The following is a 26874-nucleotide window of genomic DNA, read 5'->3' as shown; positions in this document are numbered from 1 at the left end:
ATGGGCAGTGTGAGAACTTCCATCCTGGAAGACCTCGACGTCTATCCACGAACCAGCCGCCGACCCTCGACTACACCCTCAACTGCGAAGAGCCCGTTAAGTGAGAGAGCGTCAGGGGGCGGGAAGGGTCTCAGAGGGTGAGGCGGGCGTGGACGCGGCGGAGCCGGGCCAGCCACCAGTCGCGCCGATCCGCGGAAGCCGCGTACCGCTCCAGCAGCCCGGCGTCGGGGACGGCGTCGCGGAGGCGGATGGCGCCGTCGTCGGCCGTCAAAGGGTCCAGGGTGACGTCCGACTCGAACAGCGACACTGTCCCCAGCCCGCACGCGTACGGCAATTCCGGCAGGGAGGCAGCGAGCGCCAAGCCGGCGCGGATTCCCACGGACGTGTCCAGCGCCGAACTTACGACGGCGGGCAGCCCGGCCTGCGCCACGACCTCCAGGGCGCGCCGCACTCCCCCAAGCGGCGCCACCTTGACCACGATCAGGTCCGCAGCGCCAGCCCGGGCCACGCGGAGCGGGTCGGTTTCCTTGCGCACGCTCTCGTCGGCCGCGATCAGCACGGGCGTGCCGGCGTCCCGCAGCCGGGCGCGCACCTCGGCCAGGCCCTCGATGGTGGGCACGGGCTGCTCCGCGTACTCAAGGCCGACGGCGGCGAGCCGGGCAAGCGCCTTGACAGCGCCAGGCACGTCCCAGCCTCCGTTCGCGTCCACCCGGATGGCCGCATGCGGGAGGGCGGACCGGACGGCCTGGACCCGGGCGATGTCCTCGGCGAGGGACTGGCCCCGCTCGGCGACCTTGACCTTGACCGCGTCCACCCGGCCGAAGCGGGCCAGGACCTCCTGGACCCGGTCGGCGGGCACGGCCGGAACGGTGGCGTTGACCGGGATGCTGGTCCGGACAGCTGCGGGGAACCCCTGCCAGGCGGCCTCGATGGCGGCGGCGAGCCAGCGGGAGGCCTCGGCGTCGCCGTACTCCGGGAATGGGCAGAACTCTCCCCATCCCGCCGGGCCCTGCAACAGGAGCGACTCCCGGACCGTCACGCCGCGGAACTTTACCCGCATGGGAAGGCTGACCACGTGCGCGCCGGCCAGGAGTTCGTTGAAGGAGGGCACCAGCAGAGGCGATGGTTGACGTGGTGGCTCGGGACGGGGCATGCGTTCACTGTATCGAGGCCCGGCGACTGGACTGCGTAACTCTTGGGCCTGCACCGAAGGCTGGCCCCTGAAATGGCGCGGTCCCGCCCGGCCACGACCGCCATAAGTGGCGCATTTCCGCCGCCTGCTCACTAAACTCGGCCCCATGGCTCTTCCCGAACACGCTCTTCCCGCGCAGACCCGGCTGGCCACCGCACCCCTCTACGCCGCCGGGTTTGTCACGGCCTTCGGCGCGCACAGCATCGCGGCCGGCCTGGGCGCGCAGAGCGACAACATCGGCCTGACGCTCCTGAACCTGGGCATCCTGCTGGCGCTCTACGACGTGTCAGAGGTGTTCCTCAAGCCCGTCTTCGGCGCGTTGAGTGACCGGATCGGGCCCAAACCGGTGATCGTGGGCGGCCTCCTGGGCTTCGCCGCGCTGTCCCTGATCGGGCTGTGGGCGGCGGATCCCTTCATGCTCGCCCTCGCCCGCCTGGGCCAGGGCGCGGCGGCGTCGGCCTTCTCGCCGTCGTCGTCCGCGATGGTCGCGAGGCTGGCGCGCGGCGGCCAGGCGGGCACCTACTTTGGTCGCTACGGTTCATGGAAGAGCCTGGGCTACATCATTGGGCCGCTGCTGGGTGCGGGGCTGATTTTCGCCGGCGGGTTCGCGCTGCTGTTCGGGGCGCTGTCCGCGCTGGCGGCCGTCACCGCAGTGTGGGTGCTGCTGGCAGTTCCGCACCTTGAGCCGCTTCCGCGCCGGCGGTACACGGTCATGGACCTGGCACGGCAGGTGGGCGAACGCCGGTTCCTGGTGCCCACGCTGGTCTTGGCGGCGTCGACGGCGGCCCTCGGCGCGGCCGTCGGCTTCCTCCCTGCACTGGCTACGCGCCACGGCATGGACGCGGTGGCCGGCACTGCCGCGGTGAGCGTGGTGGCGCTGGGTTCCGTGCTGGCGCAGCCGTGGATGGGGCGCATGCGAGACCTCCACCGGGTGTCGGACAATAAAGGTACGACGGCGGGACTCCTCCTCATTGCCGCGGGCATCGGCCTGGTGGCGGCGGCCCCAGGTCCGGCCACCATTTTCCTTGCGGCTGCGGCCATCGGTACGGGCATCGGGGCGGCGACCCCGCTGGCCTTCGCGCACCTGGCGGACACCACGCCGCCGGACCGGATGGGCCGGACCATGGGCTCCGCGGAGCTGGGCCGTGAACTGGGCGACGCCGGCGGGCCGCTCCTAGTGGGCGGGGTGGCCACGCTGACGGTGCTGCCGTTCGGGCTGGGTGCGCTGGCCGTGCTGGTGGCAGCGGCGGCACTCCCCCGCCTCGACGCAGCCCCGGCGTCCCATGACTGAAGCAGGCTCCCGGTTTTTTGTGGCACCCTTGACCCGATGACTTTTTCACGGCTGGCACAGGTCCGGGAGGCGGCACGCCCAGCTCCGGGTTCGGCGGCGCTGTTCGCCCTGGCCACCCTGGCCTGCATTGCCGGACTGGTGGCCACGTACCATTTCTTCGTTCAGACCACCACGGGCCAGTTCATTGACGAGTCGGCGCTGGTGGAAGCCGTGGAAATCCACGGCCCGGCCGGCAAGGCGAGCACCAAGTTCCTTGACCTGCTGCCCACCATCTCGCTGGTGATGGCTGCGGTGGTGGTCATGTTTGTCACCGTGATCCGCCGGCACTGGGCGGAAGCGGCCATCGCCATCAGCGCCTGCGTCGGCGCGAACGTGGCCACCCAGGTGCTCAAGGCGCTGCTGCCGGCCCGGCCTGACAAGGGCGTGATCACGCTGGAGCTGAATTCGCTGCCGTCCGGGCACACCACGCTGGCTGCGTCGGCGGCGGCGGCAGTGTTCCTGATGGCATCCCCGCGCTGGCGCCCCATGGCCGGGTTCGTCGGCGGCACGTTCGCGATCGCGTCCGGCGTGTCCACCCTCATCAACCAGTGGCATCGCCCGGCGGACGTGGTGGCGGCGTTCCTGATTGTCGGCGCGTTCATGATTCCGGCGGGCTGGCTGATCCTGCGCCGCGGCATGTGGCACGCGTGGGAAGGCTTCGGCCGGCACGTGGGGTCGGCCCGGATCTGGCTGACCCTGCCGGTGCTGATCGGACTCGTTTCCGCCGCAGTTGCCGTGTATTCGCTGGCCCTGATCGCGCCCGGCGGAGCGCAGGCCAGCAGCACCAACTACTTCTGGGCGGGAATCGCGCTGATCGTCATCGCCGGGTACCTGGGCGCTGTGGCCACCACGTCGCTGTTCGCTTTTGCCGCACGACGGCGGGACCCGGCAAGGCGCTGATCCACTAAGGGCAGCGTCCGGGCGGATCGGAGCCAAGAGGCCGGGTCCGGTTTCGCTGCAACTGGCGTCTGACCTGCGGAAACCTCCGCAATATTGAGTGAATCTTGATGAAAACCAGCCATGTAATTTGAGGGAGCCCCGGGATAGTAGCTCCGGGGACGCCATGAGCGCGCCCAGAACCCACTATTCAATGGCCACCCTACGGGGGTGCGCCCGTCGAAAGGTACTCCTCTTGGGCATCAGCATGAAATCCACGTCAGGCAAGATCCTTGCTTCCGTCGCGCTGGTCGGCACCGCTGCGGCGGTCGCGGGGATGGGAACCTTCGGTGCGTTTACGGGCAGCACCAGCGCAAGCCAGGAAGTCACGGCGGACACGGTCAGCCTCACCCTCGGCTCAACGGAACCTGTCTCGATTACGGCCGCGGCGGGAATGCTTCCCGGCGATTCCATGGAGCGCTTCGTCACTCTCACGAACGACGGCACATCGGACCTCGCGGCCATCACGCTCACCACCGCCCTCCCGCCAGCTGCTGCCGGCAACCTCCTCACCACCGACGCCAACGGGCTCAAGCTCACCGTTGAATCCTGCAGCCAGGCCTGGACCACTGTCTCCGACGGCCCGGACGCCTGCGGCGGGTCACGCGTCGCCACCACCATTGCGAACGCCGCCATCATCGGCGCCAACAGGGACCTCGGGGGGCTCCCGGCCAAGATCTCCAAGGGCGTGTCCTTCCTGAAGATCACCACCACGCTCCCCGTGGACGCCGGCAACGCCTTCCAGGGCCTCGGCGCCACGGTCAACTTCACCTTCAGCGCCACCCAGCCCACCGGCACCGTCAGCTAACCGGGTGGCCGCACCGATGAGCACTCCAACTGAAGTTGCCAACCGCAGGCCACCCACTATCAACCGGGCCACCGCTGCCCCGGCCGGCCCGAAGACCGGCGGCCTGCTGGCCACGGGGATCCTTGTCCTCGCGATCGGGGCATTCCTCTTCCTCACTGTGGGTCCGCGCGTACTGGGTTACCAGACAGCCACCATGCTGACAGGGTCCATGTCGCCCCTCATCAACGCCGGCGACGTGGTGGTCACTGTACCCACACCGGTCCGCAACATCGGCGTGGGAGACATCATCACCTACCGGATTCCTGTGGAGGACAAGAGGGTGGTGACGCACCGCGTCACGCGGGTCTCCACCACTGCGGGAGGTACGACGACGGTACGCACCAAGGGTGATGCCAACACCTCCGTGGATCCCTGGACAGCCGTGCTCCAGGGCGCGACCGTGCACAAGTACGCGTTCACGATTCCATGGGCGGGCCATGTCATCCACGCGCTGCGGGAGCCGCTGGTGCTGAATACCCTGATGTATGGCGCCCCGGCGGTGCTGGTACTGGGAGTTCTGCGCTCGATTTGGCGCCGCGATCCGGAGGACGCGTACGGCGGGGCTGGTGGCTAGGGCGGGGGTACCAGCCGGCCGCCCGGGCAGTCCCGGACGTCCGGCCGGTCCCGGACATCCCGCCCGGTGGGCGGCTGTTGCAGCATGCATGCTCCTCGGATTCGCAGCCACTCCCTCAGCCCACGCGGCGTTTACGGGGCAGGCGCTGGCATCAGCATCCGTGGGCACGGCGACGATCGGCTCGCCAACCGCCGTCAGCGTGACGCCCACCTGTGTGAACAAGAAAAGCTTCACGCTGACGGTCAACGTGAAGGAAGCTGTGCCCTACGCGAACAACCTGGACGTCATCATTACCAGCGGAACCGACACGCTGACTGCCATCCAGGGCATCACAGAGATCAAGCAGCACCAGCTCACCGTGGTCCAGGGCGCAAAGACGGTGGATTTCACGTACACGGTCCGCGGGCTCTATACGCCGGCCAACTCCAACAACACCTGGCGCAGCTCCACCCCGCTCACGCGAACGGTAACGTGCAGCTAAACGCCGGGCGGACTATTCCGGCAGGTTCAGCTGCTCCACGATGATCCGGGCAGTCCCAGGGTCTCCCAGAATCCGGAAGTGTCCGGCCACGGGCAGTTCGACGTTGGTGGCCCCCGGCAGGACGCTGCCTTCGGGAATGTGCGGATCGAACGGCCCGTACAGCGAGGTGATCCGGCTGTTGACCGATTCTTCCCGGGCCAGTTCCCGCGTCAGTGCGCTGCGCGGCGAGAAAATCCGCAGGCTGGGCAGCAGCATGTACCGCGCATAGCGTGAGCCCGAAAAGGGCGTGCACACCGTGACCATGCGGCTGATCCGCTGCTCAGGATCCAGGTTCAGCATGGCGTACTTGCCGATCAGCCCGCCCTTGCTGTGGGCCACGATCATGGCGTCCCGCAGCCCGGCCTCCTCCAGGTGCTGGGCCACCATGCGGGCCGCCACCGGCACCTGGAGCTTGTTCCGCTGCAGCACCGTGACCACATGGACGGGATGGCCGGCGTCGTGGATGGCGTGGATGAGCGGGAGCATGAACTGCCAGTTTTCGTACACGCCGGGGATGATCACCACGGGGCTTCGGTGGCCCTGGTGGAAAGAGCCCGGCTGCACGCGCGAGAGCATCCCCCGCACCTGCCAGCCCGCGGCGTACAGGTAGTCCTGCAGCCACCAAAGGGCTTTCTGTGCCGGGCCGGGCCTGGCCTCGATGGCGGATTCAGTCATGTCTCGAGGATAACGGCTGCCCGCGCCGCGAAGCCGGGTTTCGGTGCGCAGGGACTGCCAGTGGGCACCGAGCCCGGGTCGCACCGCCCAGCACGGCGCAGATACGGAAAATCCGGGGGTCACAAACGCGCCGCGGAGGAGTAGATTTCGCCTTAGGGGCACTGTTCCGCGCCCCCAGCCACAAGGAGGTCTTTCCATGGGTGATGTATGGATCCGCACGCTGGGCAACGGGCTGGTCCGGGCAGACAGAATCACCGAAATCACGTCCACGCGGGGTTCCCTGCACGAGGAACAGGGGTACTCGTTGAAGGTCATCGTGGACGGCAAGGGCCACGCGCTCATCGACGATGCCGACCTCCAGGGCAGCCTCGCCGACCGGCTTGAGTACGCCAGGCACGTGGAGGATGCGCTGTTGTTGTCCATGGATGAGGCAAAGGACTCGGACGAGTCGATGGTCATCTCGTACGAACCGGAGCGTGAGCGCTGGTCCGCCGCCGCTGTCACGGTGCTCACCGGGCGGCTTCCGGAAACGGTGGGGTGAACGTACGACGGCGGGACGCGGCCGCCGTCGTCAGCCCACCCAGCGGCGGAGGTACTCCTCCAGTCCCGCGGCGCCCTCTGCGTGATCTCCCGTGTAGCAGTAGCCGATATACCCGTCCGGGCGCACCAGGTAATGGGCTGTGCTCCCGCCGGGCAGGTGCCAGTGCAGCAGGTGCCAGGCGGGCCCGGCGAGAACCCGGTGCAGGGTGGTGGCTTCACCGTTACAGAGGACGGGCGTGTCCGGCAGCCGGTCCCCCGCCTGCAGTCCGCCGCGCCGCCGGGGAACCCGCGGGCCGGGTCCGTTGGCAGAGAGGGGGCTGCGTCGGTAGCCGATCCCGAGTTCGGAAATGGTGCGGAAGAGACGGGCGCGCCCCCATGTTGCTTTGGCGGCCAGCGGCGCCAGCACCGGAGCAATCCGTGATCTGGCCAACCGGACCAGCGGATTGAGGGACGTTGCGATCCGGAAGGGCCGGTTGCTCAGGCGGAGCACGGCTTTGCCCACGGGCCGGCGTTCGGCCTGGTAGGTGTCCAGCAGGGCCGGCTCGCCTCTGCCGGTGAGGGCCTGCGCCAGCTTCCAGCCGAGGTTCACCGCGTCCTGGATGCCCGTGTTCATCCCCTGCGCGCCGGCCGGGCTGTGGATGTGCGCGGCATCGCCGACCAGGAAGAGCCTGCCGGACCGGTAGCGGGCCGCGGCCCGCAGGTGGATCCGGAATTCGGTGATCCAGGCGGCGTCGTGCAGCCGCACACTGCCGTCGGTGTATTCATTGACGACTTCCTGGACCTCCGCCAAAGCGGCGTCCGGAGCGCCCGGCGGCCGGGCCGCCGTCGTCCGCTTGATGGTCCGCTTGATGGCCAGAAGGCGCCACGTAGCCGGGGTGCCCAGCGGAAAGAAAAGCAGGATCCCGTTCGTGGAGACGAAGGCGTGGGCGGCGCCGCGCTCCAGCCCGTCGGCTTCGGCGTCCGCGAGGAGAAAAGTCTGCGGGTAGGTGCTGCCCCGGAACGGAATGCCTGCGAGGCGGCGGACTGAGCTGCGGGCGCCGTCGCACCCCACGGCGTAGGCGGCGCGCACCGTCTCCACCCGGGCGTCAGCATCGGAGCCGGCGCGGCGCAGCACGGCCGTGACGGAATCTGCGTCCTGGGTCAGGTCCGCCAGCTCCACCCTGCGCTCCACGGTGATGCCGAGCCCGGCCAGCTGTTCCTCGAGAATCCGCTCGGTTTCCGCCTGGGAGAGGAACAGCAGGTACGGGTATTCGGTGTCCTCGAGGCCAAGGTCGAACAGCGGCAGGGACAGGACCCGGCCGCGGAGGTGCAGCCGGACCTCCACCGTGCGGTTGCCGGCGGACACGAGCCGGTCCGTCACGCCCAGGCCGGCCAGAACCTCCAGCGAGCGCGGCTGGAGGGCGAGCGCGCGCGATTCGCGGACCCGGTCAGCGCTCCGGTCGACGACCCGGATCCGCACCCCGAGGCGGGCCAGCTGCAGGGCAAGGGTCAGGCCCGTAGGCCCGGCCCCTACTATCAGTACGTCGATTGGATCCTGCTGCATCCGGCCGCCCCGTCCCCGTGTAGTCCCCCCATTGTGCGTCCGACGGTCCTTGCGGCCATACCCCCGGATATCGCCATCCAATGTAATAAACGCCCGGATGTTGCGCAGGTCACATTTGCTCCCTACTCTGATTGAGGCTGATGCAACCGGCCAAAGCAAGAAGCTGCAGCGTCGCAGCCAATGCAGGGAAGGTATTTCCGGAATGAATTCGAAGCTCAACATTGTGGTCCGGGTGGATCTGGACCACGCCAAGGCACAGGTGATTGCAATGGGGCATGTCACCGTCCACAGCGTCAACGCACTCTATGTAGTGGCCAAGAGGGCAAACTCCCTCAGGAACGGCCTCGATCTGGAACTGGATGTCTCCCACGCCCGCGTGGATGCGGCGGCCCTGGAAATGCTCCAGGCGTCCTGCGAGACCCACCACCTGCCGGTCAAAATCGATCCCGGACAGGCACCGTGTTCCATCAGCGTCCTGGCTCCACGCCGCGCCACCGCGCAGGCAGCCGCGCCGCTCGCCGCATAGACGATCCGGCTCCCGCCGCGCCCACCTTCGGGCCCAGGGAAGCCCACCATTTTGGCCGCAGGGCCGTGCTTGAAAACCTCCGAAGTGCAGCTGTACCTGAAGATACGGGTGGCTGCACTTTTGGGTTTAAGGGTCACCATCAGTACATCGCAGGCTGTACTCTGAAAATATGGAGACTTTGACCCACGCGCCGGTACTGGCCCGGTTCGGCTATGCCGTCTCGGATCCCACCCGGGCGCGGATCCTGCTGGCACTGGCCGATTCTGCCGCGTACCCCTCGGACCTCGCCGAGGACCTGGGGGTCTCGCGGCAGAGCATGTCCAACCACCTCACCTGCCTGCGCGGCTGCGGGCTGGTGGTGGCGGTTCCGGACGGCCGGCGCACGCGCTACGAGCTGGCCGACGGCCGGTTGGGCCACGCCATCCGTGACCTGATCGGCGTCGTGCTCGCCGTGGATCCGGCCTGTTGCGCTCCGGACGGGGCGTGCCGCGCATGAGCATCACCCGGGACGTACGACGGCGGAACCTCCTCACGCGCCGAATCCGCCTTTTCGCGGCGCTCACCATTTCGTACAACCTGGTCGAGGCGGCGGTGGCACTGTGGGCGGGCAGCGAGGCGGATTCCGCCGCGCTGCTTGGGTTTGGACTGGACTCGCTGATCGAGGTGGCGTCCGCCGTCGCGCTTTCCTGGCAGTTCGCCGCCAAGGATCCGGAACGACGCGAACACCTCACACTGCGGATCATTGCCGTCTCGTTCTTTGCCCTGGCGGCGTTCGTGGCGTTTGATGCCGCGGGCGCCCTCATCGGCGGCGACCGGGCGGAACATTCCACGCCTGGCTTGGTCATCGCCGCACTCAGCCTGGCAATCATGCCGCTGCTGTCCTGGCTGCAGCGGCGGGCGGGCCAGGAACTCGGTTCGCTGACGGCCGTGGCGGACTCCAAGCAAACCCTGCTGTGCACATACCTTTCAGCCGTGCTGCTGATTGGCCTGCTCCTGAACAGCTCACCGGGCTGGTGGTGGGCCGACTCCGTGGCCGCCCTGGCCATCGCCGCGATCGCCGTCCGCGAGGGCATCAACGCCTGGCGCGGCGACACCTGCTGCACCGTTCCGGCTGTGCCTGATGGCCCAGCCGCAGCGGCTGAAGAGGCCTGCTGCGAGGGTTGCAGGAAGCCGTAGCCGCAGCCCTGGCACGGGCGTAAAGTTCGGCTTATGGGCTGGGTTCAGAAACCGGCCCTGCCAGTGGGGCCGCCCATCCCAGGCATTCAAAGGGGCGGAACTGCAATGTTCGCACGAGTCAGCACATACAAGACAGGGCCTGAGACTGTCTCGGATTCGGTCCCTGACGAGACCGTCCAGGCGGTCCTGGCAATCCCCGGCTGCCAAGGCATCTATTACCTGAGCAGTAAAGACGGCAAGGATCTTTCCATCACCCTCTGGGACAGCGAGGAAACTATCGCCGCCAGCCGCGAGGCCGCAAACAGGATCAGGAACGAAGTGAGCGCGGCGGAGAAGCGGGAGATCGTTGCCGTTGAGGAATTCGAGGTGACGGCCAGCAGCCTCAGGAGCTGAAGCCACCGCCCGCTGCTGCACCGGCTGCGCCTGACGCGTCCGACTGACGGCCGGCCTACTCCTCCACAAACTCCAGCAGGTCGCCGGGCTGGCAGTCCAGCACCCGGCACATGGCCTCAAGCGTACTGAACCGGACCGCTTTGGCACGCCCGTTTTTCAGCACTGCCACGTTGGCCGGCGTCAGGCCTACCCGCTCGGCGAACTCCCCCACGCTCATCTTTTGCCGCGCCAGCTGCACGTCGATCCGGACCACAATGGGCATCAGATCACCGCTTCCATATCCGCGCGCAGTTCCGTGGCCTGGCGCAGCAGCGCGCGGAGCACCACTACCACCAGGCCCAGCGCGGCACCGGCCACCAGCAGCAGGATCAGCAGCATGGGAAGGCCCGGGTCGTCTGCATTGAGTACGACGGCGGCACTCACCCCTGCGAGCATCAGCCAGGCGGCAGCGATGGCCCATACGATCGCGTTGACCCACACCATGGCGGCCGCGGTGAAGATGCGATCGTGCCGGACCAGGGTGAGCAGCTTCCAGGTACTGATGATGACCATCTGCACGCAGGCCACCTCCAGCACCGCAAAGATAGTCAGCGGCCACTGCAGGGACGCCTTGTCCGGGTTCTCCTGGGCCATGTGGGCGAACTGGCCGGGCAGGGACATGGCCTGGAACACGAGCAGCAGCAGGAACGCCACCACCAGCACGATCCGCAATGCCGGCACAGCCAAGCGTGTCATGTTCATGGATTGAGTTTCGATCTAAAACTATCGAAAGTCAATCGATAGCTGGAATCTCGGGGCCTAGTGCCGGGCCTTCCAGCGGATCACGCCCGCGGCAGCGAGCCCGGCCGCCCCGATGGAGGCCAGCATTCCGCCCAGGGCCACAACGTATTCGGTGATACTCATTGCTACCGCTCCCTCCGCACCCGGATTCTTAGCCCTAAGGTAAGCCTGGAAGCTCAGGAACCGCCGAAGAACCGCCCAAAGGTTCGCTCAAGAAAACCGGGCGTCCCAGCCCGAGCGGACGTTTGGTGCAGCGACGCAGGGCGGATGCGACTGATCAAAAGTAACCAAGGTGTGACCCATGGCACATGGGCGTGGGCTACGCTGGAAGAGGTGCTTTTGAGAAACGGGAAAGTGGCCGCGATGAGGCGGCCAACTGTCAGCCCGCTTCGCCGCCTCCGGTCGCTGCGAAGCCTTTTCGTGTGCGTCTTGGCAGCCCTCCTCCTGACCGGGACAGCCACCTATTCGCACGGCACCCGCTACGACCTCCCCGGCAATAACCTCCCGGCGGCGGCCGCCGGGACCAGCGCTGACGAGCCCGGCGCCTCGAGTGACCCGGAAGAGCTGTCGGACGATTCCGAGCGCAGGTTCGCCCCGCGCGGTGAACCGGCACCGTTGCGCACCGGCGTGGTGGATCCGCCGCAGCTGCTCCACCGGCTGCCGGGCGACGCCGTCCTCTCCACCGGGCCGCCGGCGCAACCGGAATCCCATGCGCTCACACTGGCGGAACTTTCCATCAGCAGGACATAGACGGGTCGGCAGTGCCCCGCGCCAGTCCCTGCTGAACACACCTGGAAAGAGCAACCCATGACCCCTGTACAGCCCAGCGCCCGCGTCCATTACCGCCCTGTGGAGGACCCGCAGCTGCTGAAGATGATGGCCACCCACATCCACTGCGGCGAGCCGATGTAGCTACTCGCGGAACATCCGCCACAGCCGGCAGACGAGAACAACGACGGCGGCCCGCTCACCTACCATTGCGCGTGCGGCTTCAACTTCGACGAGGAGGCACCTGACCTCCCGGCCTAAGCCGTACCGTACCGGCGGCAGCTATGTCACGGTCCTCCCGACAATCTGCCGGGCCACCAGCGGGGCCACGCCGGGCAGATGGGTGGCACGGATGATCCAGCGGCGCATGAACCGCTGGAAGGAGTTCGCAGGAAGGAACGACGACGCCGCGCGCCTCCCGGCGGACTGCGCCTCCTCCACGACGGGCCGCCAACGTTGTTCGAACTCCGCGAGGGCGGCGCCGATGCCGGCCGGCGAACCCACCGGTCCCAGCAGGTCGGCCAGGAGCGCAGCCCCCGCGACGGCCAGCGAACCACCTTGCCCGGCAAGCAGCGACACGGCGCCGGAGGCATCCCCAATGAGCACGCACCTGCCGCGGCGCCAGGCGGGCATGACCACCTGGGCAACGACGTCGTCGTACGGATGCGCCGGACACAGCTCCAGGAGCCGGTCGACGGCGTCGCCAAGGCCCGCGAATTGCCGGCGTAGCCGCTCCCTGGCATCGTCCGGCCCGGACTCCGGGCCGCCGGACGCGCGGTACGCAAAGAACCCAGCCACCCGGCCATCCCGCAGCCCGTAGAGTCCGGCCATCCTGCCAACGGTGTCCGTGAGGAGGAAGCGGCCGGCGAGGCTGGCGTTCAGTCCGGCGTCGGCGGCTGTGAAGGCGGCGGCGCGCATACCCAGCGGGCGCAGGTAGTCCCGCTCCGGACCGAACACGGATGCACGCACGCATGAGTGGACCCCGTCCGCACCGATAAGGAGGTCGGCTTCCACCGGACGGGGCCTGCCGTCAACGGTGACGCGCGCACCGTTCGCGTCGGCCCACGCCTTGGTGACCCGGGCGCCGTAACGGACCTGCACCCGGCCGGCGGGAACATCCGCGAGGGCGGCGAGGGCGGCGCGTTCCATGTCCGGGCGCAGCAGGCTGAGCACGTTCGCGCCGGCCAACCGGGCGAACTGCTCATAGTCCAGGCGGGCCCGGGGCCGCAGCCGGGAGTCGACGTACTCCACCGCGTCCACGTGGTACGCCACATCAGCCAGGTACGGGTACAAGCCGATCCGCTCCGATGCCTCAACACCGGGGCCGAAGAAGTCCATCATGTAGCCGTCGGGGCGTGGTGCCCGGGATTTTTCCAGGACCTCCACCTGCCATCCGGCCAGGCCAAGCTGCCGTGCCGCTACCAGCCCGGCAATTCCTGCCCCGGCGATAACGGCCTTCAATGTCCCTACCGGTAACCGTCCACGATGGCCGCGGCGATCTCCTTGTAGGCCCGCCGCGTTTCGGGGCGGAGCGCGTCCAGGGTGACCAGGTCGCCGTCGGCCACTCCGCGGTCGTGGGGAACGGCGATCAGTTGGCGGCATATCCCCGCAAGGTGGTCCTCGATGGCGTCCTTGTCCACGCGGGAAGAGACGGCATCCTTGTCCGTGATCACCACGACGGCGTTGCGGGCCAGGTCCTCGTAGCCGTGGCTGGCCAGCCAGTGCAGGGTGCTGCGGGCGCGCTTGGCGCCGCTGACGGCGTACCCGGCCGCGATGACCAGGTTGTCGGCCGACTGCAGGATCCCGCGCATCGCATTGTGCGTGACGCCGGTGCCGCAGTCGGTGAGCGCCACCGTGTAGTAGGAGGAGATCAGCTGGCGGATCCGCAGGTATTCCTCGGCGGTGAGCGAATCGGACACCTCGGGGTCCTGCTCGCCGGCGATCAGGTGCAGCCGGCCGGCGTGGTGCATGTACCGGGCCAGGGCGGTGAGCGAGTCCACGGACTCGATGTTTTCCAGCAGGTCGCTGATGGTCCGGGGCGCGGACTGCTGGTAGATGCCCTCGCCGAGCGCGCGCTCCACCAGGTCCCCGGAGTCAGGGTTGGCGTCGATGGCGCAGGGCGCGTCGCCGCGGTACTGGGCCAGGGTCAGGCCGACGCCCACGGTGGTGGAGGTCTTGCCGATTCCGCCCTTGAGGCTGAGGATCGCGGTGTTGTAGTGGCCCTGCAGCTGGCGCGAGATGCGCTGCTCCAGTTCCTCTTCCTCGCGCTGCCGGGCGCCCGGGCCGAGGTTCACGGCGCCGCCGGTCAGGGTATAGAGCGCGCCGCGAACTCCGCCCATGGGCCGGGGCTTCTGCTCCTTGACGAACAGGCCGGGCGAGCTGATGAAGTCCGGCATGGGGCTTCCGGCGATGGTGTCCGCCACGGTGGGGCGGCTGCGGCGGAAGGACGGGGCTTCGGGAGCGGCGGCCGACGACGGCGGCTCCCCCACCGTCTCTGCCGCACCGGCTGCGGCGGCCGCCTCCGCCCAGGAGGATCGGCGCAGGTTGCGGTTGCCGGCGTCGGGCGCCTTGGAAGGGGGTGGGGGTACGGCTGGCATGGTTCCTGTCCGGGCATCGGCCAAGGCGCCCTCGGCGCGACGAAGGTCGCGGCGTCGGCGCAGCGGCTGGTGCCCTGCATCGTCTGCATGGGCGCGTGCGTTGTGATCCGCCGGATCAGGCATGTCTGTCCCCCCGGACGTTCGGCAAAGGTTCTGCAACACTGCTTTCGACAGTAAGTCTAGGGGTTTTTGGCATGAATGCCGTTGTCAGACGCGGATTAGCGCGGCCCCCACCACGGAGACCGTGGCGACGAGGAGTACAACCAGGACTGCATAGCCCTGCCACTTGGGACGGCCCTTATACGGGTTGATGTCGATGTACGGCATGGCTTAGGCGTGGTCCTTCTGCGGAGCGGTGGCGACCGTGACCGCGACGGCGCGGCGCTTGTGGCGGAGCAGCTGGTAAAGGACGGCAAAGGGCACCAGCAGGGTGCCCACCAGCACGCAGAGCGCCAGGGCATAGTCGTGCAAGGCCATCAGTGCCTCCAGTAGTCGCGGTCGATCCTCCATGTCGGATCGCGCATGACGCTACCGGGCGCCCGGGCGTTTGACAAGTCACGTCAAACTTCGTGACAGGCCCCACGGAGCCTTTAGTGGTCGTGCCGGGTTTCCTGCAGCCGCTTGATGAACCAGCGGGACTGCTCGGGGCCGTACGGCAGCACCGGGATGGCCTTGGTGGCGTCCGACGGGGTGTCCCGGATGGACTGCTTGGCCTGGCGGACGGCCGTGCTCATGGTGTTGGCCATGGTCTTGACGAATTGGTCGCTGCAGGGCTGGCCGTGGCCGGGGATGAGGAACTCGTAGCGGTGGCGGAGGGCGGAGATGTGCCGGAGCGCGTCCGCCCAGTCCTCGGGGAACGAGTCCTCGAACGAGGGGTGGGCGCCCTGCTCCACCAGGTCTCCCACGTAGAGGGTGGTGGGGGTGCCGACCAGGAGGTCGCCGTCTGTGTGGCCGCGGCCCAGGTAGAAGAGGGTGGCGGTGAGTCCTCCCAGGTCCACGAGGATGGGCTGGTCCTTGACGATGACGTTGGGGACCACGAGTTCCACGTTCTCGCCTTCGCCAGCGGACATTTCGGGTTCCAGGGTGCCGACGAAGCGGCGCTGCAGGTCTCCGCGCTCGTCGATTTCCGCGGCGCAGTTCTGGTGGGCCCAGAATTCGGTGACGCCGGCCTCGGCGAACACGGCGTTGCCGAAGAAGTGGTCGTAGTGCGCGTGGGTGTTGACGACGACGAGGGGCAGCTGGGTCTTTTCCCGCACCGCATCGAGGATCTGCTTGCCCTGGCGCGGCCCGCAGCCGGTGTCGATGACCATGGCCCGTTCGGATCCGACGACGAGTCCGGTGTTCAGCTGCGATCCTTCGGTGACCAGCACATAGTTGTCCGCGCCGACTTCGAGCCATTCTGACATTGTTTCTCCGTACCTCCGGCAAAGCAGTGTTCGTTCGTCTTGGCGTCGATTCTACCCACCGGGGCTTGGAGTTGCCGGGACGCGGCGCCGGGGCGGCTACCGTGCGCTGAGCGCCGCCGGGCGCTCGGGAAGCAGTTCCCAGGCGGCCGGATCCGTATGCGCTCCGTTCTTGATGGTTTCGAAGTGGAGGTGGCATCCAGTGGAGGAGCCGGTGGTGCCCACGGTGGCGATGAGCTCGCCGGGCTTCACGGTCTGGCCTTCGCGGACGCCGATGCTTGCCAGGTGGTTGTAGGTGGTGACCAGCCCGTTGCCGTGGTCCACTGCAACGTGGTTTCCGCCGCCGCCCTTGGCCCAGCCGGCAGCGCGGACAACACCCTCGTCGGCGGCGTGGACGCCGGTGCCGCAGGGGGCAGCGAAGTCCTTGCCCCAGTGGAACTCGCCGGGCTTGCCGGTGATCGGGCTGGTCCGCGGGCCGAACGGTGAGCTGGGGTTGAGGAATTCCAGCGGCGCCAGCAGCGTCCCGTCGGCAGGCCGCACCGGGGCGGCCGGGGCGACGGTCTCCGCGGCGGGCCGGGCGGGGGTTGCGGAGGCGACGGCCAGCTTCAGCTTCTTGGGCTTCGGCTTTGCCAGGGTGCGCACCGAGGTGCGCGTGTACTCGAGTGCAGCGGACGACGGCGCCGCGACGGCCACCGCTGCAACGGCTTCGGGAGCATCTACGGCGGCTCCGTCTGCGGCAGTGGCGTTGGACGGTACGGACTGCGGGGTGGCCACAGCGCCGTTGGCGGTCAGCGCGAGGGCCGAGAGTGCCACGAGTGCCGTTCCCGCGCCGACGGTCAGCCGGATGATGCTGCGCCGTTGCTGTGCCTTGCGCCGTGCAGCTGCCCGTGCCAGATGTTTCCCCAAAAAGATCTCCCATGGAAGCCGCCGCGAGGCGGAGATTTACGGTGGTTTCTTCCATGGGAGCACGATGCCGGCGGCGAAAAAGCAAAAACAGGCGCTTATGTGGATAACCTAGGCAAAGCCTTGACGGGGCTTGGGCGGGGTGGGGAAATCCTAGGGTTTTGCGGCGGGACCGCAGTCGTTCGCCTGGCGAGCGGCCCCGATGGATGACCCCCCGAGCGCCTCTTCGGGCTACCAAGCAAGCTGGCGTCGCCGTCGTGCCCGAACGGACCACACGTCCCTGGCGGGCACGAATCCCGACCAAGAGACTCGACCACTAGACAGAAGACGCACGTATGGCGTTCCGCTCGTACCGGTCCGAAGCGAGTGAATTCGCCACCTTCCTAGGGCGCATAGGACGCCCACCCCATCGGGACATGTATAGGTGCCCTTAGACTTGCAGGCATGAAGGTTTTGGTTACCGGCGGGGCCGGCTATATCGGGTCCCACACCACTTTGTGCCTGCTCCAGGAGGGACACGACGTCATCGTCCTGGATAACCTCATGAACTCGAGCAGCGAGTCTCTGCGCCGGGTTGAAGAGATTTCCGGGCGCACGGTTGATTTCCGCGAGGTCGATCTTTTGGACGCGGATGCTGTTGATGCGGTGTTTGCGGAAGGTGCCGTGGACGCCGTCGTTCATTTCGCGGGTCTCAAGGCGGTGGGGGAGTCCGTGGAGCGTCCACTCGCCTATTACCGGAACAACGTCGTGGGCACACTCAACCTCGTGGACAGCATGGAAAAAGCCGGAGTACGGCGTTTGGTGTTCAGCTCCTCTGCCACCGTGTACGGTGCCTCCGAGCATGTGCCACTCATCGAGAAATCCCCCATGGACGCCACGAACCCATACGGCAGGACGAAGGAGCAAATAGAGGACATCCTCACCGACCTCGGCGCGGCGGACCCCAGCTGGAGTATCGCCCTGCTCCGGTATTTCAACCCTGTAGGCGCCCACGAATCTGGCAGGATCGGAGAAGACCCTCGCGGAGTGCCAAACAACCTTTTGCCGTTCGTCGCCCAGGTTGCCGTTGGGCGCAGGGACAAGGTGATGGTTTTCGGCAATGACTACCCCACGCCGGACGGCACCGGGGTGCGGGACTACATTCACGTGATGGACCTGGCCGCCGGCCACCTGGCCGCGCTGCGTTTTCTTGCCCGGGCCACTGGGACGTTCAGATGGAACCTGGGCACGGGCCGAGGCTCTTCAGTACTCGAAGTCATCGAGGCATTCAGCACTGCTGCGGGACGCCAGATTCCCTACGAGTTCACTGAACGACGGCCGGGCGATGCAGCAGTGAGCTATGCGGACGCCTCAGCGGCGCTTGCTGAGCTCGGCTGGTCGGCACGACGCGGCCTGGCAGAAATGTGCACCGATCACTGGCGATGGCAACAGGCCAACCCCTACGGATACCAGCACGAACCGTCCTTCTAGGGGTTCCCTTCAATTCAGATCTCTGCCAGCAGCCCCGAGGGATTCTCAATCGCGTCAGCCACGAACCGCAGGAATCCTGCCGCCGTGCCGCCATCGCAAACGCGGTGGTCGAACGTCAGAGTCAGTTCGGTGACCTTGCGGACCGCCAGCTCACCGTTGACCACCCACGGCTTGTCGATGATCCGGCCGACACCGAGGATGGCCACCTCGGGGTGGTTGATGATCGCGGCGGAACCGTCCACGCCGAACACGCCGTAGTTGTTCAGGGTGAACGTGCCGCTGCCCAGTTCGGCGGGGGTGGCCTTGCCCTGGCGTGCGACGTCGGTGAGCCGGCGGATCTCAGCGTCCAGTTCGCGCGCGGTCAGTTTCTCCGCGGCACGGACGGAGGGCACCACCAGGCCGCGGTCGGTCTGGGCGGCGATGCCCAGGTTGATCCCGTCAAAACCGATGATCTCCTGCGACCCGTCGGACGCGGTTTCGATCCGGGTGTTCAGCTCCGGATATTTTTTTAGCCCGGCTGTGACAAATCGTGCGATGAAGGCGAGCAACCCGGGCGGCTGGGCGCCGCCCGCTTTGAGCCCGTCGCGGAGCTCCAGCAAACCGGTGGCGTCCACGTCCACCCATACGGTTGCCTCGGGAATCTCGGAGCGGCTGCGTGCCATGGTTGCGGCGACGGCCTTGCGGACCCCCTTGACGGGCGTACGCGACGAGATGCCCAGCCCGGTCCGCGCATCGGTATCCTCCGACACCGATGTGGTTCTGGGGGGCTCAACCAACGGTGCCGTGGAGGGTTCGGCAGGCACAGCTTCAGCAGTCTCACCCGCCGGGGCATGGATGGCCGCCTCCACGTCGCGGCGCATAATCAGGCCGCTCTCGCCGGAACCGTTCACGGAGCGCAGGTCAACGCCGTGTTCCCGGGCCATGCGACGGACCAGCGGCGAGATCACGGCACCGAGCTTGCCAGGTACCCGGGTGCGGAGCAGCGTGAGTTCCGGCGCCTCCGCAGGGTCAGTCCCCGGCACAACGTCCGGCTCAGGAACGACAGCCTCAGTCGAAGATACAGCCGTCGCGGCAGTCGCGGCCCGCTTGGGCGCGCGGGTGCGGCGGGTTGCTCCGTGGCCGCCCGGGGTGCCATAGCCAATGAGGACGTTGCCGGACCCGGCCTTTTCTTCCTCGCGGTAGGTTTCGGCGGCAGCCTCAGCGGGCTTCTGCGGCGTGGCACCCGCGGGAGTTACGGAGATCAGCGGCTTCCCGACGTCGAGCGTCTCCCCCGGCCGCCCGTGCAGCTCGGCGACAGTCCCGGCATAGGGGGACGGCACCTCCACCATGGACTTGGCCGTCTCCACCTCGGCGATGGGCTGGTCGACGCGGATCTCATCGCCCACCGCGACCAGCCAGTTGACCAGTTCGGCTTCGGTGAGGCCTTCGCCTAGGTCCGGCAGGAGGAATACTTTCGTGTCACTCATGGTCAGTTCTCCCACTGGAGGTCGTCTACGGCGTCGAGGATGCGGTCCACGCTGGGCAGGTAATACTGTTCGAGCTTTGGCGCCGGGTAGGGCACGTCGAAGCCGGTGACGCGCCGGATGGGCGCGGCCAAGTAGTGGAAACAGCGCTCCTGGACCCGGGCCACGATCTCGGAGGACACGGATGCGAACCCGTGGGCCTCGGCAATCACCACGGCGCGCCCGGTTTTGCGGACGGACGCGGAGACGGTTTCGTCGTCGAACGGCACGATGGAGCGTACGTCGATGACCTCCAGCGAGCGCCCTTCCTCGGCGGCGGCCGCGGCGGCGGCGAGCGCCGTGGGGACGGACGGGCCGTAGGCGATGAGCGTCGCGTCAGTGCCGGCACGCGCGACGGCGGCCCGGCCTTCCGAGCTCGCCCCGGAGTCCGCGTTGGCCACGTGCTGCCCCCGCAGCTGCTCCAGGTCCACCATGTCCTTCGACCAGTAGAGCTTCTTCGGCTCCATGAACATGACGGGGTCGTCGGAGTCGATGGCCTCGCGCAGCATCCGGTAGGCGTCCGCCACGGTGGCCGGGGTGTAGACCTTCAGCCCCGCGGTGTGGGCGTAGTAGGACTCGGAGGAGTCGCAGTGGTGCTCCACTCCCCCAATGCCGCCCGCGTAGGGCACGCGGATGACCATGGGCAGTTTCACGGCACCCTTGGTGCGGTTGTGCATCTTTGCTACGTGGCTGACGATCTGCTCGAACGCTGGGTAGGCGAAGGCGTCGAACTGCATTTCAATGACGGGGCGCATGCCGTTCATGGCCATACCCACGGCCATGCCGACGATGCCGGACTCAGCCAGGGGTGTGTCGAAGCAGCGCTGCTCGCCGAAGGTCTTGGTGAGCCCGTCGGTGATGCGGAACACCCCGCCCAGCATGCCCACGTCCTCGCCGAAGACCAGGACGGATTCGTCGGCGCGGATGGCGTCGGCCAGGGCGGTGTTGAGTGCCTTGGCCATGGTGACCGGCTGCGGCCCGGTGGCTTCGGCAGTGGCGGCCGCCGTGGCTGCGGCCCGGGCGGTGGCGGCGCTGACGTTGCCGTTCGCCTCGGACGAGGTGGTGATGGTGGGGCTCATTTCGCGGCCTCCTCTGAAGTTGCGCTCTGCGCGCTGGCGGCGTGTGCGGCTGCTTCGCGCGCCAGTTCGTCGGCGAGCATGGCGGACTGTTCGGCCAGCTGGGGCGTGGGGCTGGAGAAGACGTGCCGGAAGAGGTCCTGGGGGTCCACGGGAACATCTTCGCTAAGGCCCTCGCGCAGCTGGGTGGCCACGTCTTCGGCTCTTACGGCGATCCTGGCCTCTTCTTCCCCGTTGAGGATTCCGCGGTCCCTCAGGTAGGCGGCCATCCTGCTGACCGGGTCTTTGGCGACCCACTCGGCAACTTCGCTGTCCGCGCGGTAGCGGGTGGCATCGTCGGCATTGGTGTGCGCCTGCATGCGGTACGTATGCGCCTCGACCAGGAGCGGCCCGGATCCCTCCCGGGCGAGCTTGACGGCACGGTCCAGAACGGCGAGGAGCGCCACAACGTCATTGCCGTCCACGCGTTCACCGGCCATGCCATAGCCCACGGCCTTGTGGGCGAGCGACGGCGCCACGGACTGGTGCGCCAGCGGCACGGAGATCGCGTACTTGTTGTTCTGCACGAAGAAGACCACGGGCAGGTGGAAGACGGCGGCGAAGTTGAGTGCTTCGTGGAAGTCGCCTTCACTGGTGGCGCCATCGCCGCACATGGCCAGCACCACGGTGTCCTCGCCGCGGAGCTTGGCGGCATGGGCGACGCCGACGGCGTGCAACAGCTGCGTGGTCAGCGGGGTGCACTGGATGCCCACCTTGTGGTCGGCGGGGTTGTAGCCGCCGTGCCAGTCACCGCGGAAGATCGTCATCGCCTGCACAGGATCCACTCCCCGGGCCATCACGGCGACGGCATCGCGGTACGTGGGGAACATCCAGTCGCCCTCGGAGAGGCACAGGGCGGCCGCCACCTGGCAGGCCTCCTGGCCGTGGCTGGAAGGGTAGACGGCCATGCGGCCCTGCCGGACGAGTGCGGAGTTCTGATCGTTGACGCGGCGTCCGACGACGAGCTGTTCGTAGGCGTCCAGAAGTTCGTCGTCGCCCGGGAGCGGGTACTCGTGGCCGGGTTCGGTGCCCTGCTCGGCTTCGGCCCGGAGCCGGCCGTCCGGGTCCACCATCTGGATCATGTGCCGCGCTGGCAGCAGGTAATCCTCCACGGTGATCCCGAATTTCTTGACAGCTTCGTCTGCGGAGATCGTCATTGGTCCGTCTTTCTGTAGCCACTATTCGTTCCCAGTATCGCCCTGCGGAACGTTTCGTATCCACTGAATCACTGAATCGTGGAGATCCGCGCTGGCGTAGCCTACTCTGATAGACGAATTGCAAGTGTGAGCTGCGCTACGGGCGGGAGTTGTAGACAAATTGACCGAACCGAAGTCGGACGAAACCGTCCCCTTGGATGACGTGGACCGGAAGATCATCGCCGAGCTGACCCGCGACGGCAGGATGTCCGTGACTCAGGTGGCGGAGAATGTCCACATTTCCCGGGCGCACGCCTACACGCGGATCTCCCGGCTCACCGGGGAGGGTGTCCTGACAAAGTTCACGGCGCTCGTGGACCCGATCAGGGCAGGCCTGAAGTCCTCCGCTTACGTGACCTTGAAGGTGCGGCAGCATTCCTGGCGGGAGCTCCGTGAGCAGTTGCGGGCCATCCCGGAGGTGCACCACATTGCCCTGGTGGGCGGGGACTTCGACGTGATCCTGCTGGTCCGCGCCACCGACAACACCGACCTGCGGCGGGTCATCTTCGACCAGCTGCAATCCATGCCGGGGGTCTTGGACACGCAGACGTTCCTGGTGTTTGAGGATCTTGATACGCGGTAGGTGTTCAAGCCCTACCGACTGTGAGCGCGCTTGGGCGCTAGAAGGCCTGCCTGGCATAGGTGTGGGCACCGAGTAATGCTGGGAGTGGCAGCTGGCGTGGCAATTCAGCCCGACATCAACCCACCACGAGCTGCCGCCCGCGACGGTAATGGCCACATTCACAACAAAAAAACGAGCGGCTTCCCCCTGCTGCCGACCGAAAGAACCGACCCGACGGCCTCATATACTTGACTCACCTCGAAATTGAATGCATGCATAGGTGTCATTGTTCACCGGGCCCGGCCGAGCCATGCCTACGCCAGCCCTGCGCACATGCCTCCTTAGGGAACAGCTAGAATTGTCCCATTTGCAGATCATCTCTGGGGGAACCTTGTCTATACTCACGCGCCGTATTGAGATCATCGACTACTGCAGGTTTCTGGCCGCGATGATGGTCCTCGTGTACCACTACTTATTTGCGGGCATTGCTAACGGCAAGGTCGAGTCGATTGCGCATACGTCTAGCATAGGCTTCGCAAAGTACGGCTATCTTGGGGTGGATTTCTTCTTCCTGATCAGCGGCTTCGTTATCGCGGTATCCGTACAGGGCAAGACGGCCCGCCAATTTGCTGTGGGCCGCGCACTAAGGCTTTACCCTGCCTTTTGGGCTGCAGTGCTACTTACATCTTCGTTCGCGTTCTTTTGGGGCGGTCCTCAGATGTCCGTTACCATACCGCAGATTTTTGCGAATCTGACTATGGTTCCCGAATATTTCGGTCACGCGCCTATTGACGGGGTTTATTGGACGTTGTTAGCCGAATTGAAGTTTTATGCTCTTGTCTTTTTACTCGTTCTAATAGGGCAGGCGCACCGACTGGATTTGTATATGGCGCTGTGGGCAATGGGGATGGCTGCCTTGACATTCCTGCACCCCGCACTAGCGGAGGTCCCGTTCTTGGGCAACTATTACCTTCTATTCGCTGCTGGTGCACTCGTTGCAGCCATAGGACGCAGCGGTTGGAGCATAATTCGTACTTTGGGGCTTATAGCTGCCTATGTGGCCGCGCTGAAGTCTGAGTTGGTCAGAGCGGCCGACATCAGTTCAAGTTGGGGGTCACAACTGTCCCCCAGCGTGGTGCTAGTGCTGGTTACTGCGTTTTTTTGCATACTCCTCGCTGTACAGTGTCGCCACGTTGCGAACCTATCTCTCCCTGGGGCGGCCACAGTGGGGGCTATGACTTACCCGGTTTACCTTATTCATGCGCATATTGGATACATGATGCTAGATCGCTTTGCTACAGAAGCCAATAAGTGGCTCGTCTACCTAATACTCGTCACGATGGTCCTAGCCATAGCCTACGTTTTGCACCGAACAGTGGAGCAATATCCACGACGGCAGTGGCGCCGCCTGTTTGATCACACTGTTGGCTCAGGAGTTGAACTCGTCAACACGGTTGCATCGCGGATGGTTAAGCAAGTGCGAGCGAGTACAAAAGTTTGACATTTACCTCCAACTGACTTTGTGTTGCGATGACAATCAGCAGAGGGTTGTCAGGATCGCCGGATAAAAGCGAGGAGGGACGCCAAATTTCTGTCCGCCCATGGACTCTGTTTTGACGGCACCAGGAAAGGGTCAGCGGAGATGACTGTTGATGTTGCCTCACGACACTCTCAAAAGGATGGGACTGCTGAAGGTTTAGTTGACAGCTTGACCTGCCCCAGGGATTGGTTACCCGAAAGGGTTTGAGTTTTTGGCTCTCGCTGAGGGGCTTTCAGACATGGCAAGATCCTATCCGCCGGAATTCCGTGCACGGCCATGGTTCGGGCGGGCAAACCCATATGCCGGGTTGCCATCGAACTGGGCATCAGCGAAGGCGGCCTGCACAACTGGGGCCGTCAGGACCAGATCGACCGTGGCGAACACCAAGGGCTGACGACGCCGGAGAACACCGAGCTGGCCAAAGCGCGGAAGCGGATCCGGCAGCTGGAAACGGAAGTGGAGATCCTCAAGCGCGCAGCGAAGCTGCTCGGTGAGGACCGGCCGGACCCAAAGGGTCCACCCGGTGATCGGAGAACTTACCGGTGCCGGGTTCCCCGCGAAAGTCTGTTGTCGGCTTCTGGGCGTGAGCAGTCCCGGGTACTACAAGTACCGGAACCGGCCTATCTCACCGACGCGGATGCGCCGGCAATGGCTGACCGGGCTCATACGGGAAGTCCACACCGCCAGCCGCAGCACCTACGGTTCCCGGCGGATCCATGCCGAGCTGACACGCGGCATGGACGTTACCGTTAGCGAGCATCTGGTCGCGGAGCTGATGAGCCTGGCCGGAATTGCCGGCCTTCCCGGGCCGGCGAAGGTCAAGCGGCTGCGAGGCATAGCAACCAGCGATGACCTTGTGCACCGCAAGTTCCACCGCCTGTCGCCGAACGAGCTCTGGGTCACGGACATCACCGAGCATCCCACCAGGGAAGGCAAGGTCTACTGCTGCGCCGTGATGGACACCTTCAGCCGCAGGATCGTGGGCTGGTCGATCGGCAGCAGCCAGGACTCTGCCCTGGTCGTCAACGCCCTGAACATGGCCATCAGAAACCGGCGGCCCGTCCCGGGCGGTATTGTCCATGCCGACCACGGCGTGCAGTTCACGTCCTGGGCCTTGACCAACAAGATCCGCTCAGCCGGCCTGATGCCCTCGTTTGGGACGATCGGAGACGGCAATGACAAGGCGATGATGGAATCCTTTTGGTCCAGCATGCAGATCGAGCTGTTGAACAGGAAACGCTGGAAGACCCGCACCGATCTGGCCAACGCGATCTTCGACTACATCGAGATTCTCTACAACCGCCAGCGCGCGGCATTCGGGGATCGACTATCGGACTCCGATCGAGCACGAGCTAGACTGCCAGAACCCATCCTGAATATTTGAAGGTGTGGAGGCCAGCCGTTCTTGCCTTGGGGGCCAGTGATATTGCCGGCGGGGGCCAGTAGCCGCGGGTGTGGGGCCACCGGCTCCCCCCGACATTTACTCACTGCGTCATGGTGGCGTGTTCCCGCATGTTGTGGTTGCAGCCGGGCATACACCTCGCCCCCAGAGCTGTCGGCGATATCGTCCCACACCACTCCAGCCGCGTCGGCGGCCTCCAGCACCGCCGTGATGCTCTTCCGGGACATCCCCTGCGACGCAGCGATCGCTCGCCCTGACAGGCCCTCGGCACGCAACTGCAGCACCAGCTTTGCTCTGATCTTCCGTACCATTACTCATTACTCCTTCCGCCGTGCGCCCTATACACACGACGGAAGGAGCCTAAATCGAGGTATCCCCCAACAACGCCACTACCGGCACCCAAGACCGCTACTGCACGCTCTGCCCGCTGGCCCCCAAACGCGCAAACGGATGGACCCCAAAAGGGCGAATATTCACTATCCCAAACAGCCTGAGACTCATTCTTCACGGGGTAACCAATCCCTGGGGCAGGTCACAGAGTCAACCAAACCGGGGGCGGTCCAGGTTTGATGTCAAGCTGGCAGCATCTTCGGCCGCCGAAGTAAGCTCAAACAAGTCTCGTGGTTCCTGGTCAGGTGGAATGCGTAGGAAAGCTCATCCCAGCAGGATCACGAGCCCTTCACTTGCTACAACACGAACCCATTTCCCCGGGAACCGCGAAGAGCCCTAAATATCAAGACTCCGAAAATGAGCCGGATCGGCCGACACATCGTAAGCAGGACAATCACCACGGGGTGATGTCATAAGAGCCGAGAGTCAGACCCGCCTCACCAAAGCATCCTGTGTCCAGCAAGCCAAGACCGCACACCCGTCAAGGAAGCCAAACCAACCGGTCTACGACCATAGTGAAGAACCGTCATACTGGCAGACACGTCTCCGCACCGAAAGGAAGCCTGCACTTGGACAGCCAGTCCACTTAGTCGCCTACTCAAACTGCGATACCGCCGGAGGCTGAGGTTTGCCAGCGAGTGCGATCACCAGAAATAAGTACAGCAAGATGTATTCCAAGCAGAACCAAGTTTGCGACTACCATCGATAGGCCAATGCCTACCACTCCAAGGGACGGCACGGTAAGGAGCGCAGAAAGGACTAACACTGCAATCCTTCCCATAACGGCGAGGAATAAAGCCGTCGTCTGCATCCTAACAAGAAGGACTGTTCCAGTTATCTGTAAGAAAGCACCAACAGCAAAGGACAGAGCCAGCAGTTCAGCTGCGATCATCGATATCTGGCTCTTCGGAATCAAGGGTGTAGCGAGGGTCTGAAACCTCCGGCCTCGAGCAGGCTCCTGGCTGTGTAGTTCGCGAGGTTGCGGAAGCCGAGC

Annotated in this window: 27 protein-coding genes and 1 pseudogene; 15 read left to right on the top strand and 13 right to left on the bottom strand. The window is 66.0% G+C overall.

Annotated features, from left to right (window positions below; all coding sequences use genetic code 11):
• Positions 1 to 130 precede the first annotated feature (130 nt).
• Positions 131 to 1153 carry an o-succinylbenzoate synthase gene (locus ACIQCN_RS15105; RefSeq protein WP_400611694.1) on the bottom strand — a complete coding sequence of 341 codons (1023 nt, stop codon included), beginning with the start codon at positions 1151 to 1153 and terminating at the stop codon, positions 131 to 133.
• Between the two features lie 145 nt (positions 1154 to 1298).
• On the opposite strand from ACIQCN_RS15105, the gene ACIQCN_RS15100 reads away from it, so the two are divergent.
• The 5 genes from ACIQCN_RS15100 (at position 1299) to ACIQCN_RS15080 (ending at position 5360) form a co-directional block, all read left to right on the top strand.
• The gene (locus tag ACIQCN_RS15100) at positions 1299 to 2483 is read left to right on the top strand and encodes an MFS transporter (protein WP_400611692.1); all 1185 of its coding nucleotides are present in this window, start codon (positions 1299 to 1301) and stop codon (positions 2481 to 2483) included.
• Between the two features lie 36 nt (positions 2484 to 2519).
• Positions 2520 to 3422 carry a phosphatase PAP2 family protein gene (locus ACIQCN_RS15095; RefSeq protein ID WP_400611690.1) on the top strand — a complete coding sequence of 301 codons (903 nt, stop codon included), beginning with the start codon at positions 2520 to 2522 and terminating at the stop codon, positions 3420 to 3422.
• 244 nt (positions 3423 to 3666) lie between these two features.
• Positions 3667 to 4266 (top strand): TasA family protein, encoded by a 600-nt coding sequence (locus ACIQCN_RS15090; protein ID WP_400604669.1) that lies wholly within the window; start codon positions 3667 to 3669, stop codon positions 4264 to 4266.
• Between the two features lie 16 nt (positions 4267 to 4282).
• Complete coding sequence (locus ACIQCN_RS15085) at positions 4283 to 4879, top strand: signal peptidase I (RefSeq protein ID WP_400604671.1); 597 nt, start codon at positions 4283 to 4285, stop codon at positions 4877 to 4879.
• 88 nt (positions 4880 to 4967) lie between these two features.
• Positions 4968 to 5360 (top strand): hypothetical protein, encoded by a 393-nt coding sequence (locus tag ACIQCN_RS15080; RefSeq protein WP_400604673.1) that lies wholly within the window; start codon positions 4968 to 4970, stop codon positions 5358 to 5360.
• Between the two features lie 12 nt (positions 5361 to 5372).
• Here ACIQCN_RS15080 and ACIQCN_RS15075 read toward each other — a convergent pair whose 3' ends face one another.
• Positions 5373 to 6074 carry an esterase/lipase family protein gene (locus ACIQCN_RS15075; RefSeq protein WP_400604674.1) on the bottom strand — a complete coding sequence of 234 codons (702 nt, stop codon included), beginning with the start codon at positions 6072 to 6074 and terminating at the stop codon, positions 5373 to 5375.
• 196 nt (positions 6075 to 6270) lie between these two features.
• Here ACIQCN_RS15075 and ACIQCN_RS15070 point away from each other — a divergent pair, with 196 nt between their 5' ends.
• The gene (locus tag ACIQCN_RS15070; protein WP_400604676.1) at positions 6271 to 6615 is read left to right on the top strand and encodes a hypothetical protein; all 345 of its coding nucleotides are present in this window, start codon (positions 6271 to 6273) and stop codon (positions 6613 to 6615) included.
• 30 nt (positions 6616 to 6645) lie between these two features.
• On the opposite strand, the gene ACIQCN_RS15065 is transcribed toward ACIQCN_RS15070, so the two are convergent.
• Positions 6646 to 8157 carry an FAD-dependent monooxygenase gene (locus ACIQCN_RS15065; RefSeq protein ID WP_400611688.1) on the bottom strand — a complete coding sequence of 504 codons (1512 nt, stop codon included), beginning with the start codon at positions 8155 to 8157 and terminating at the stop codon, positions 6646 to 6648.
• Between the two features lie 202 nt (positions 8158 to 8359).
• Here ACIQCN_RS15065 and ACIQCN_RS15060 point away from each other — a divergent pair, with 202 nt between their 5' ends.
• The 4 genes from ACIQCN_RS15060 (at position 8360) to ACIQCN_RS15045 (ending at position 10252) form a co-directional block, all read left to right on the top strand.
• Entirely contained in the window at positions 8360 to 8683 is a 324-nt protein-coding gene (locus ACIQCN_RS15060) for a hypothetical protein (RefSeq protein WP_400604679.1), read from the top strand.
• A gap of 169 nt (positions 8684 to 8852) precedes the next feature.
• Positions 8853 to 9179 carry an ArsR/SmtB family transcription factor gene (locus tag ACIQCN_RS15055; protein WP_400604681.1) on the top strand — a complete coding sequence of 109 codons (327 nt, stop codon included), beginning with the start codon at positions 8853 to 8855 and terminating at the stop codon, positions 9177 to 9179.
• Complete coding sequence (locus ACIQCN_RS15050; RefSeq protein WP_400611686.1) at positions 9176 to 9859, top strand: cation transporter; 684 nt, start codon at positions 9176 to 9178, stop codon at positions 9857 to 9859. The genes ACIQCN_RS15055 and ACIQCN_RS15050 overlap by 4 nt, the downstream gene beginning before the upstream one ends.
• Positions 9860 to 9964: 105 nt before the next feature.
• On the top strand, positions 9965 to 10252 hold the full coding sequence (locus ACIQCN_RS15045; protein WP_400611684.1) for a hypothetical protein: 288 nt from the start codon (positions 9965 to 9967) through the stop codon (positions 10250 to 10252).
• 55 nt (positions 10253 to 10307) lie between these two features.
• Here ACIQCN_RS15045 and ACIQCN_RS15040 read toward each other — a convergent pair whose 3' ends face one another.
• Both ACIQCN_RS15040 and ACIQCN_RS15035 read right to left on the bottom strand, forming a co-directional pair.
• Positions 10308 to 10514, bottom strand: coding sequence for a helix-turn-helix domain-containing protein (locus ACIQCN_RS15040; protein WP_377214528.1), 207 nt, complete (start codon positions 10512 to 10514; stop codon positions 10308 to 10310).
• Positions 10514 to 10993, bottom strand: a complete 480-nt coding sequence (locus ACIQCN_RS15035) for a DUF2975 domain-containing protein (RefSeq protein WP_400604686.1) — start codon at positions 10991 to 10993, stop codon at positions 10514 to 10516. The genes ACIQCN_RS15040 and ACIQCN_RS15035 overlap by 1 nt, the downstream gene beginning before the upstream one ends.
• 402 nt (positions 10994 to 11395) lie before the next feature.
• Between ACIQCN_RS15035 and ACIQCN_RS15030 the strand changes: the two genes are divergently transcribed.
• Positions 11396 to 11782 carry a hypothetical protein gene (locus tag ACIQCN_RS15030; RefSeq protein ID WP_400611682.1) on the top strand — a complete coding sequence of 129 codons (387 nt, stop codon included), beginning with the start codon at positions 11396 to 11398 and terminating at the stop codon, positions 11780 to 11782.
• 300 nt (positions 11783 to 12082) lie between these two features.
• On the opposite strand, the gene ACIQCN_RS15025 is transcribed toward ACIQCN_RS15030, so the two are convergent.
• The 5 genes from ACIQCN_RS15025 to ACIQCN_RS15005 form a co-directional block, all read right to left on the bottom strand.
• Complete coding sequence (locus ACIQCN_RS15025) at positions 12083 to 13261, bottom strand: FAD-dependent monooxygenase (RefSeq protein WP_400611680.1); 1179 nt, start codon at positions 13259 to 13261, stop codon at positions 12083 to 12085.
• Positions 13262 to 13266: 5 nt separating this feature from the next.
• Positions 13267 to 14397, bottom strand: a complete 1131-nt coding sequence (locus ACIQCN_RS15020; RefSeq protein WP_400611678.1) for a MinD/ParA family protein — start codon at positions 14395 to 14397, stop codon at positions 13267 to 13269.
• Between the two features lie 330 nt (positions 14398 to 14727).
• On the bottom strand, positions 14728 to 14874 hold the full coding sequence (locus ACIQCN_RS15015; RefSeq protein WP_400611676.1) for a hypothetical protein: 147 nt from the start codon (positions 14872 to 14874) through the stop codon (positions 14728 to 14730).
• A gap of 113 nt (positions 14875 to 14987) precedes the next feature.
• Positions 14988 to 15803: an MBL fold metallo-hydrolase gene (locus ACIQCN_RS15010; protein WP_400611674.1), complete on the bottom strand. Its 816-nt coding sequence runs from the start codon at positions 15801 to 15803 to the stop codon at positions 14988 to 14990.
• Positions 15804 to 15899: 96 nt separating this feature from the next.
• A complete protein-coding gene (locus ACIQCN_RS15005) occupies positions 15900 to 16706 on the bottom strand; it encodes a M23 family metallopeptidase (RefSeq protein WP_400611672.1) in 807 nt (268 codons plus the stop codon).
• 441 nt (positions 16707 to 17147) lie between these two features.
• On the opposite strand from ACIQCN_RS15005, the gene galE reads away from it, so the two are divergent.
• The gene (gene galE / locus ACIQCN_RS15000) at positions 17148 to 18173 is read left to right on the top strand and encodes a UDP-glucose 4-epimerase GalE (RefSeq protein ID WP_400611670.1); all 1026 of its coding nucleotides are present in this window, start codon (positions 17148 to 17150) and stop codon (positions 18171 to 18173) included.
• A gap of 14 nt (positions 18174 to 18187) precedes the next feature.
• On the opposite strand, the gene ACIQCN_RS14995 is transcribed toward galE, so the two are convergent.
• Genes ACIQCN_RS14995 through pdhA form a run of 3 tightly spaced genes read right to left on the bottom strand, consistent with a single transcriptional unit; the run spans position 18188 to position 21947 of the window.
• Entirely contained in the window at positions 18188 to 19639 is a 1452-nt protein-coding gene (locus tag ACIQCN_RS14995; RefSeq protein ID WP_400611668.1) for a dihydrolipoamide acetyltransferase family protein, read from the bottom strand.
• A 2-nt stretch (positions 19640 to 19641) separates the two neighbouring features.
• On the bottom strand, positions 19642 to 20754 hold the full coding sequence (locus tag ACIQCN_RS14990) for an alpha-ketoacid dehydrogenase subunit beta (protein ID WP_400611666.1): 1113 nt from the start codon (positions 20752 to 20754) through the stop codon (positions 19642 to 19644).
• On the bottom strand, positions 20751 to 21947 hold the full coding sequence (gene pdhA, locus ACIQCN_RS14985; RefSeq protein ID WP_400611664.1) for a pyruvate dehydrogenase (acetyl-transferring) E1 component subunit alpha: 1197 nt from the start codon (positions 21945 to 21947) through the stop codon (positions 20751 to 20753). The genes ACIQCN_RS14990 and pdhA overlap by 4 nt, the downstream gene beginning before the upstream one ends.
• Before the next feature lie 160 nt (positions 21948 to 22107).
• Between pdhA and ACIQCN_RS14980 the strand changes: the two genes are divergently transcribed.
• From ACIQCN_RS14980 to ACIQCN_RS14970, 3 genes and pseudogenes are all read left to right on the top strand, one after another.
• Positions 22108 to 22569, top strand: a complete 462-nt coding sequence (locus ACIQCN_RS14980) for an Lrp/AsnC family transcriptional regulator (protein ID WP_400611662.1) — start codon at positions 22108 to 22110, stop codon at positions 22567 to 22569.
• Between the two features lie 346 nt (positions 22570 to 22915).
• Positions 22916 to 24049: an acyltransferase family protein gene (locus tag ACIQCN_RS14975; RefSeq protein ID WP_400611660.1), complete on the top strand. Its 1134-nt coding sequence runs from the start codon at positions 22916 to 22918 to the stop codon at positions 24047 to 24049.
• Positions 24050 to 24326: 277 nt separating this feature from the next.
• Positions 24327 to 25464 (top strand): annotated as a pseudogene (locus ACIQCN_RS14970) (IS3 family transposase).
• Positions 25465 to 26874: the final 1410 nt, after the last annotated feature.

The organism is Pseudarthrobacter sp. NPDC092424 (genome assembly GCF_044754925.1).
Taxonomy (GTDB): domain Bacteria; phylum Actinomycetota; class Actinomycetes; order Actinomycetales; family Micrococcaceae; genus Arthrobacter.
The sequence above is the reverse complement of the archived record's forward strand: the minus strand, read 5'-3'. Positions and strand labels throughout refer to the sequence as shown.

Bases quoted from the DNA above. Each gene is read 5' to 3' on its own strand.
- ACIQCN_RS15040 (WP_377214528.1), bottom strand. From the start codon at position 10,514: ATGCCCATTGTGGTCCGGATCGACGTGCAGCTGGCGCGGCAAAAGATG.
- ACIQCN_RS15015 (WP_400611676.1), bottom strand. From the start codon at position 14,874: ATGGCCTTGCACGACTATGCCCTGGCGCTCTGCGTGCTGGTGGGCACC.
- ACIQCN_RS15020 (WP_400611678.1), bottom strand. From the start codon at position 14,397: ATGCCAGCCGTACCCCCACCCCCTTCCAAGGCGCCCGACGCCGGCAAC.
- ACIQCN_RS14990 (WP_400611666.1), bottom strand. From the start codon at position 20,754: ATGAGCCCCACCATCACCACCTCGTCCGAGGCGAACGGCAACGTCAGC.
- ACIQCN_RS15105 (WP_400611694.1), bottom strand. From the start codon at position 1,153: ATGCCCCGTCCCGAGCCACCACGTCAACCATCGCCTCTGCTGGTGCCC.
- ACIQCN_RS15055 (WP_400604681.1), top strand. From the start codon at position 8,853: ATGGAGACTTTGACCCACGCGCCGGTACTGGCCCGGTTCGGCTATGCC.
- galE (WP_400611670.1), top strand. From the start codon at position 17,148: ATGAAGGTTTTGGTTACCGGCGGGGCCGGCTATATCGGGTCCCACACC.
- ACIQCN_RS15085 (WP_400604671.1), top strand. From the start codon at position 4,283: ATGAGCACTCCAACTGAAGTTGCCAACCGCAGGCCACCCACTATCAAC.
- ACIQCN_RS15065 (WP_400611688.1), bottom strand. From the start codon at position 8,157: ATGCAGCAGGATCCAATCGACGTACTGATAGTAGGGGCCGGGCCTACG.
- ACIQCN_RS15010 (WP_400611674.1), bottom strand. From the start codon at position 15,803: ATGTCAGAATGGCTCGAAGTCGGCGCGGACAACTATGTGCTGGTCACC.
- ACIQCN_RS15090 (WP_400604669.1), top strand. From the start codon at position 3,667: ATGAAATCCACGTCAGGCAAGATCCTTGCTTCCGTCGCGCTGGTCGGC.
- ACIQCN_RS14995 (WP_400611668.1), bottom strand. From the start codon at position 19,639: ATGAGTGACACGAAAGTATTCCTCCTGCCGGACCTAGGCGAAGGCCTC.
- ACIQCN_RS15030 (WP_400611682.1), top strand. From the start codon at position 11,396: ATGAGGCGGCCAACTGTCAGCCCGCTTCGCCGCCTCCGGTCGCTGCGA.
- ACIQCN_RS15100 (WP_400611692.1), top strand. From the start codon at position 1,299: ATGGCTCTTCCCGAACACGCTCTTCCCGCGCAGACCCGGCTGGCCACC.
- ACIQCN_RS15070 (WP_400604676.1), top strand. From the start codon at position 6,271: ATGGGTGATGTATGGATCCGCACGCTGGGCAACGGGCTGGTCCGGGCA.
- ACIQCN_RS15080 (WP_400604673.1), top strand. From the start codon at position 4,968: ATGCTCCTCGGATTCGCAGCCACTCCCTCAGCCCACGCGGCGTTTACG.
- ACIQCN_RS15035 (WP_400604686.1), bottom strand. From the start codon at position 10,993: ATGAACATGACACGCTTGGCTGTGCCGGCATTGCGGATCGTGCTGGTG.
- pdhA (WP_400611664.1), bottom strand. From the start codon at position 21,947: ATGACGATCTCCGCAGACGAAGCTGTCAAGAAATTCGGGATCACCGTG.
- ACIQCN_RS15075 (WP_400604674.1), bottom strand. From the start codon at position 6,074: ATGACTGAATCCGCCATCGAGGCCAGGCCCGGCCCGGCACAGAAAGCC.
- ACIQCN_RS15095 (WP_400611690.1), top strand. From the start codon at position 2,520: ATGACTTTTTCACGGCTGGCACAGGTCCGGGAGGCGGCACGCCCAGCT.
- ACIQCN_RS15045 (WP_400611684.1), top strand. From the start codon at position 9,965: ATGTTCGCACGAGTCAGCACATACAAGACAGGGCCTGAGACTGTCTCG.
- ACIQCN_RS15060 (WP_400604679.1), top strand. From the start codon at position 8,360: ATGAATTCGAAGCTCAACATTGTGGTCCGGGTGGATCTGGACCACGCC.
- ACIQCN_RS15050 (WP_400611686.1), top strand. From the start codon at position 9,176: ATGAGCATCACCCGGGACGTACGACGGCGGAACCTCCTCACGCGCCGA.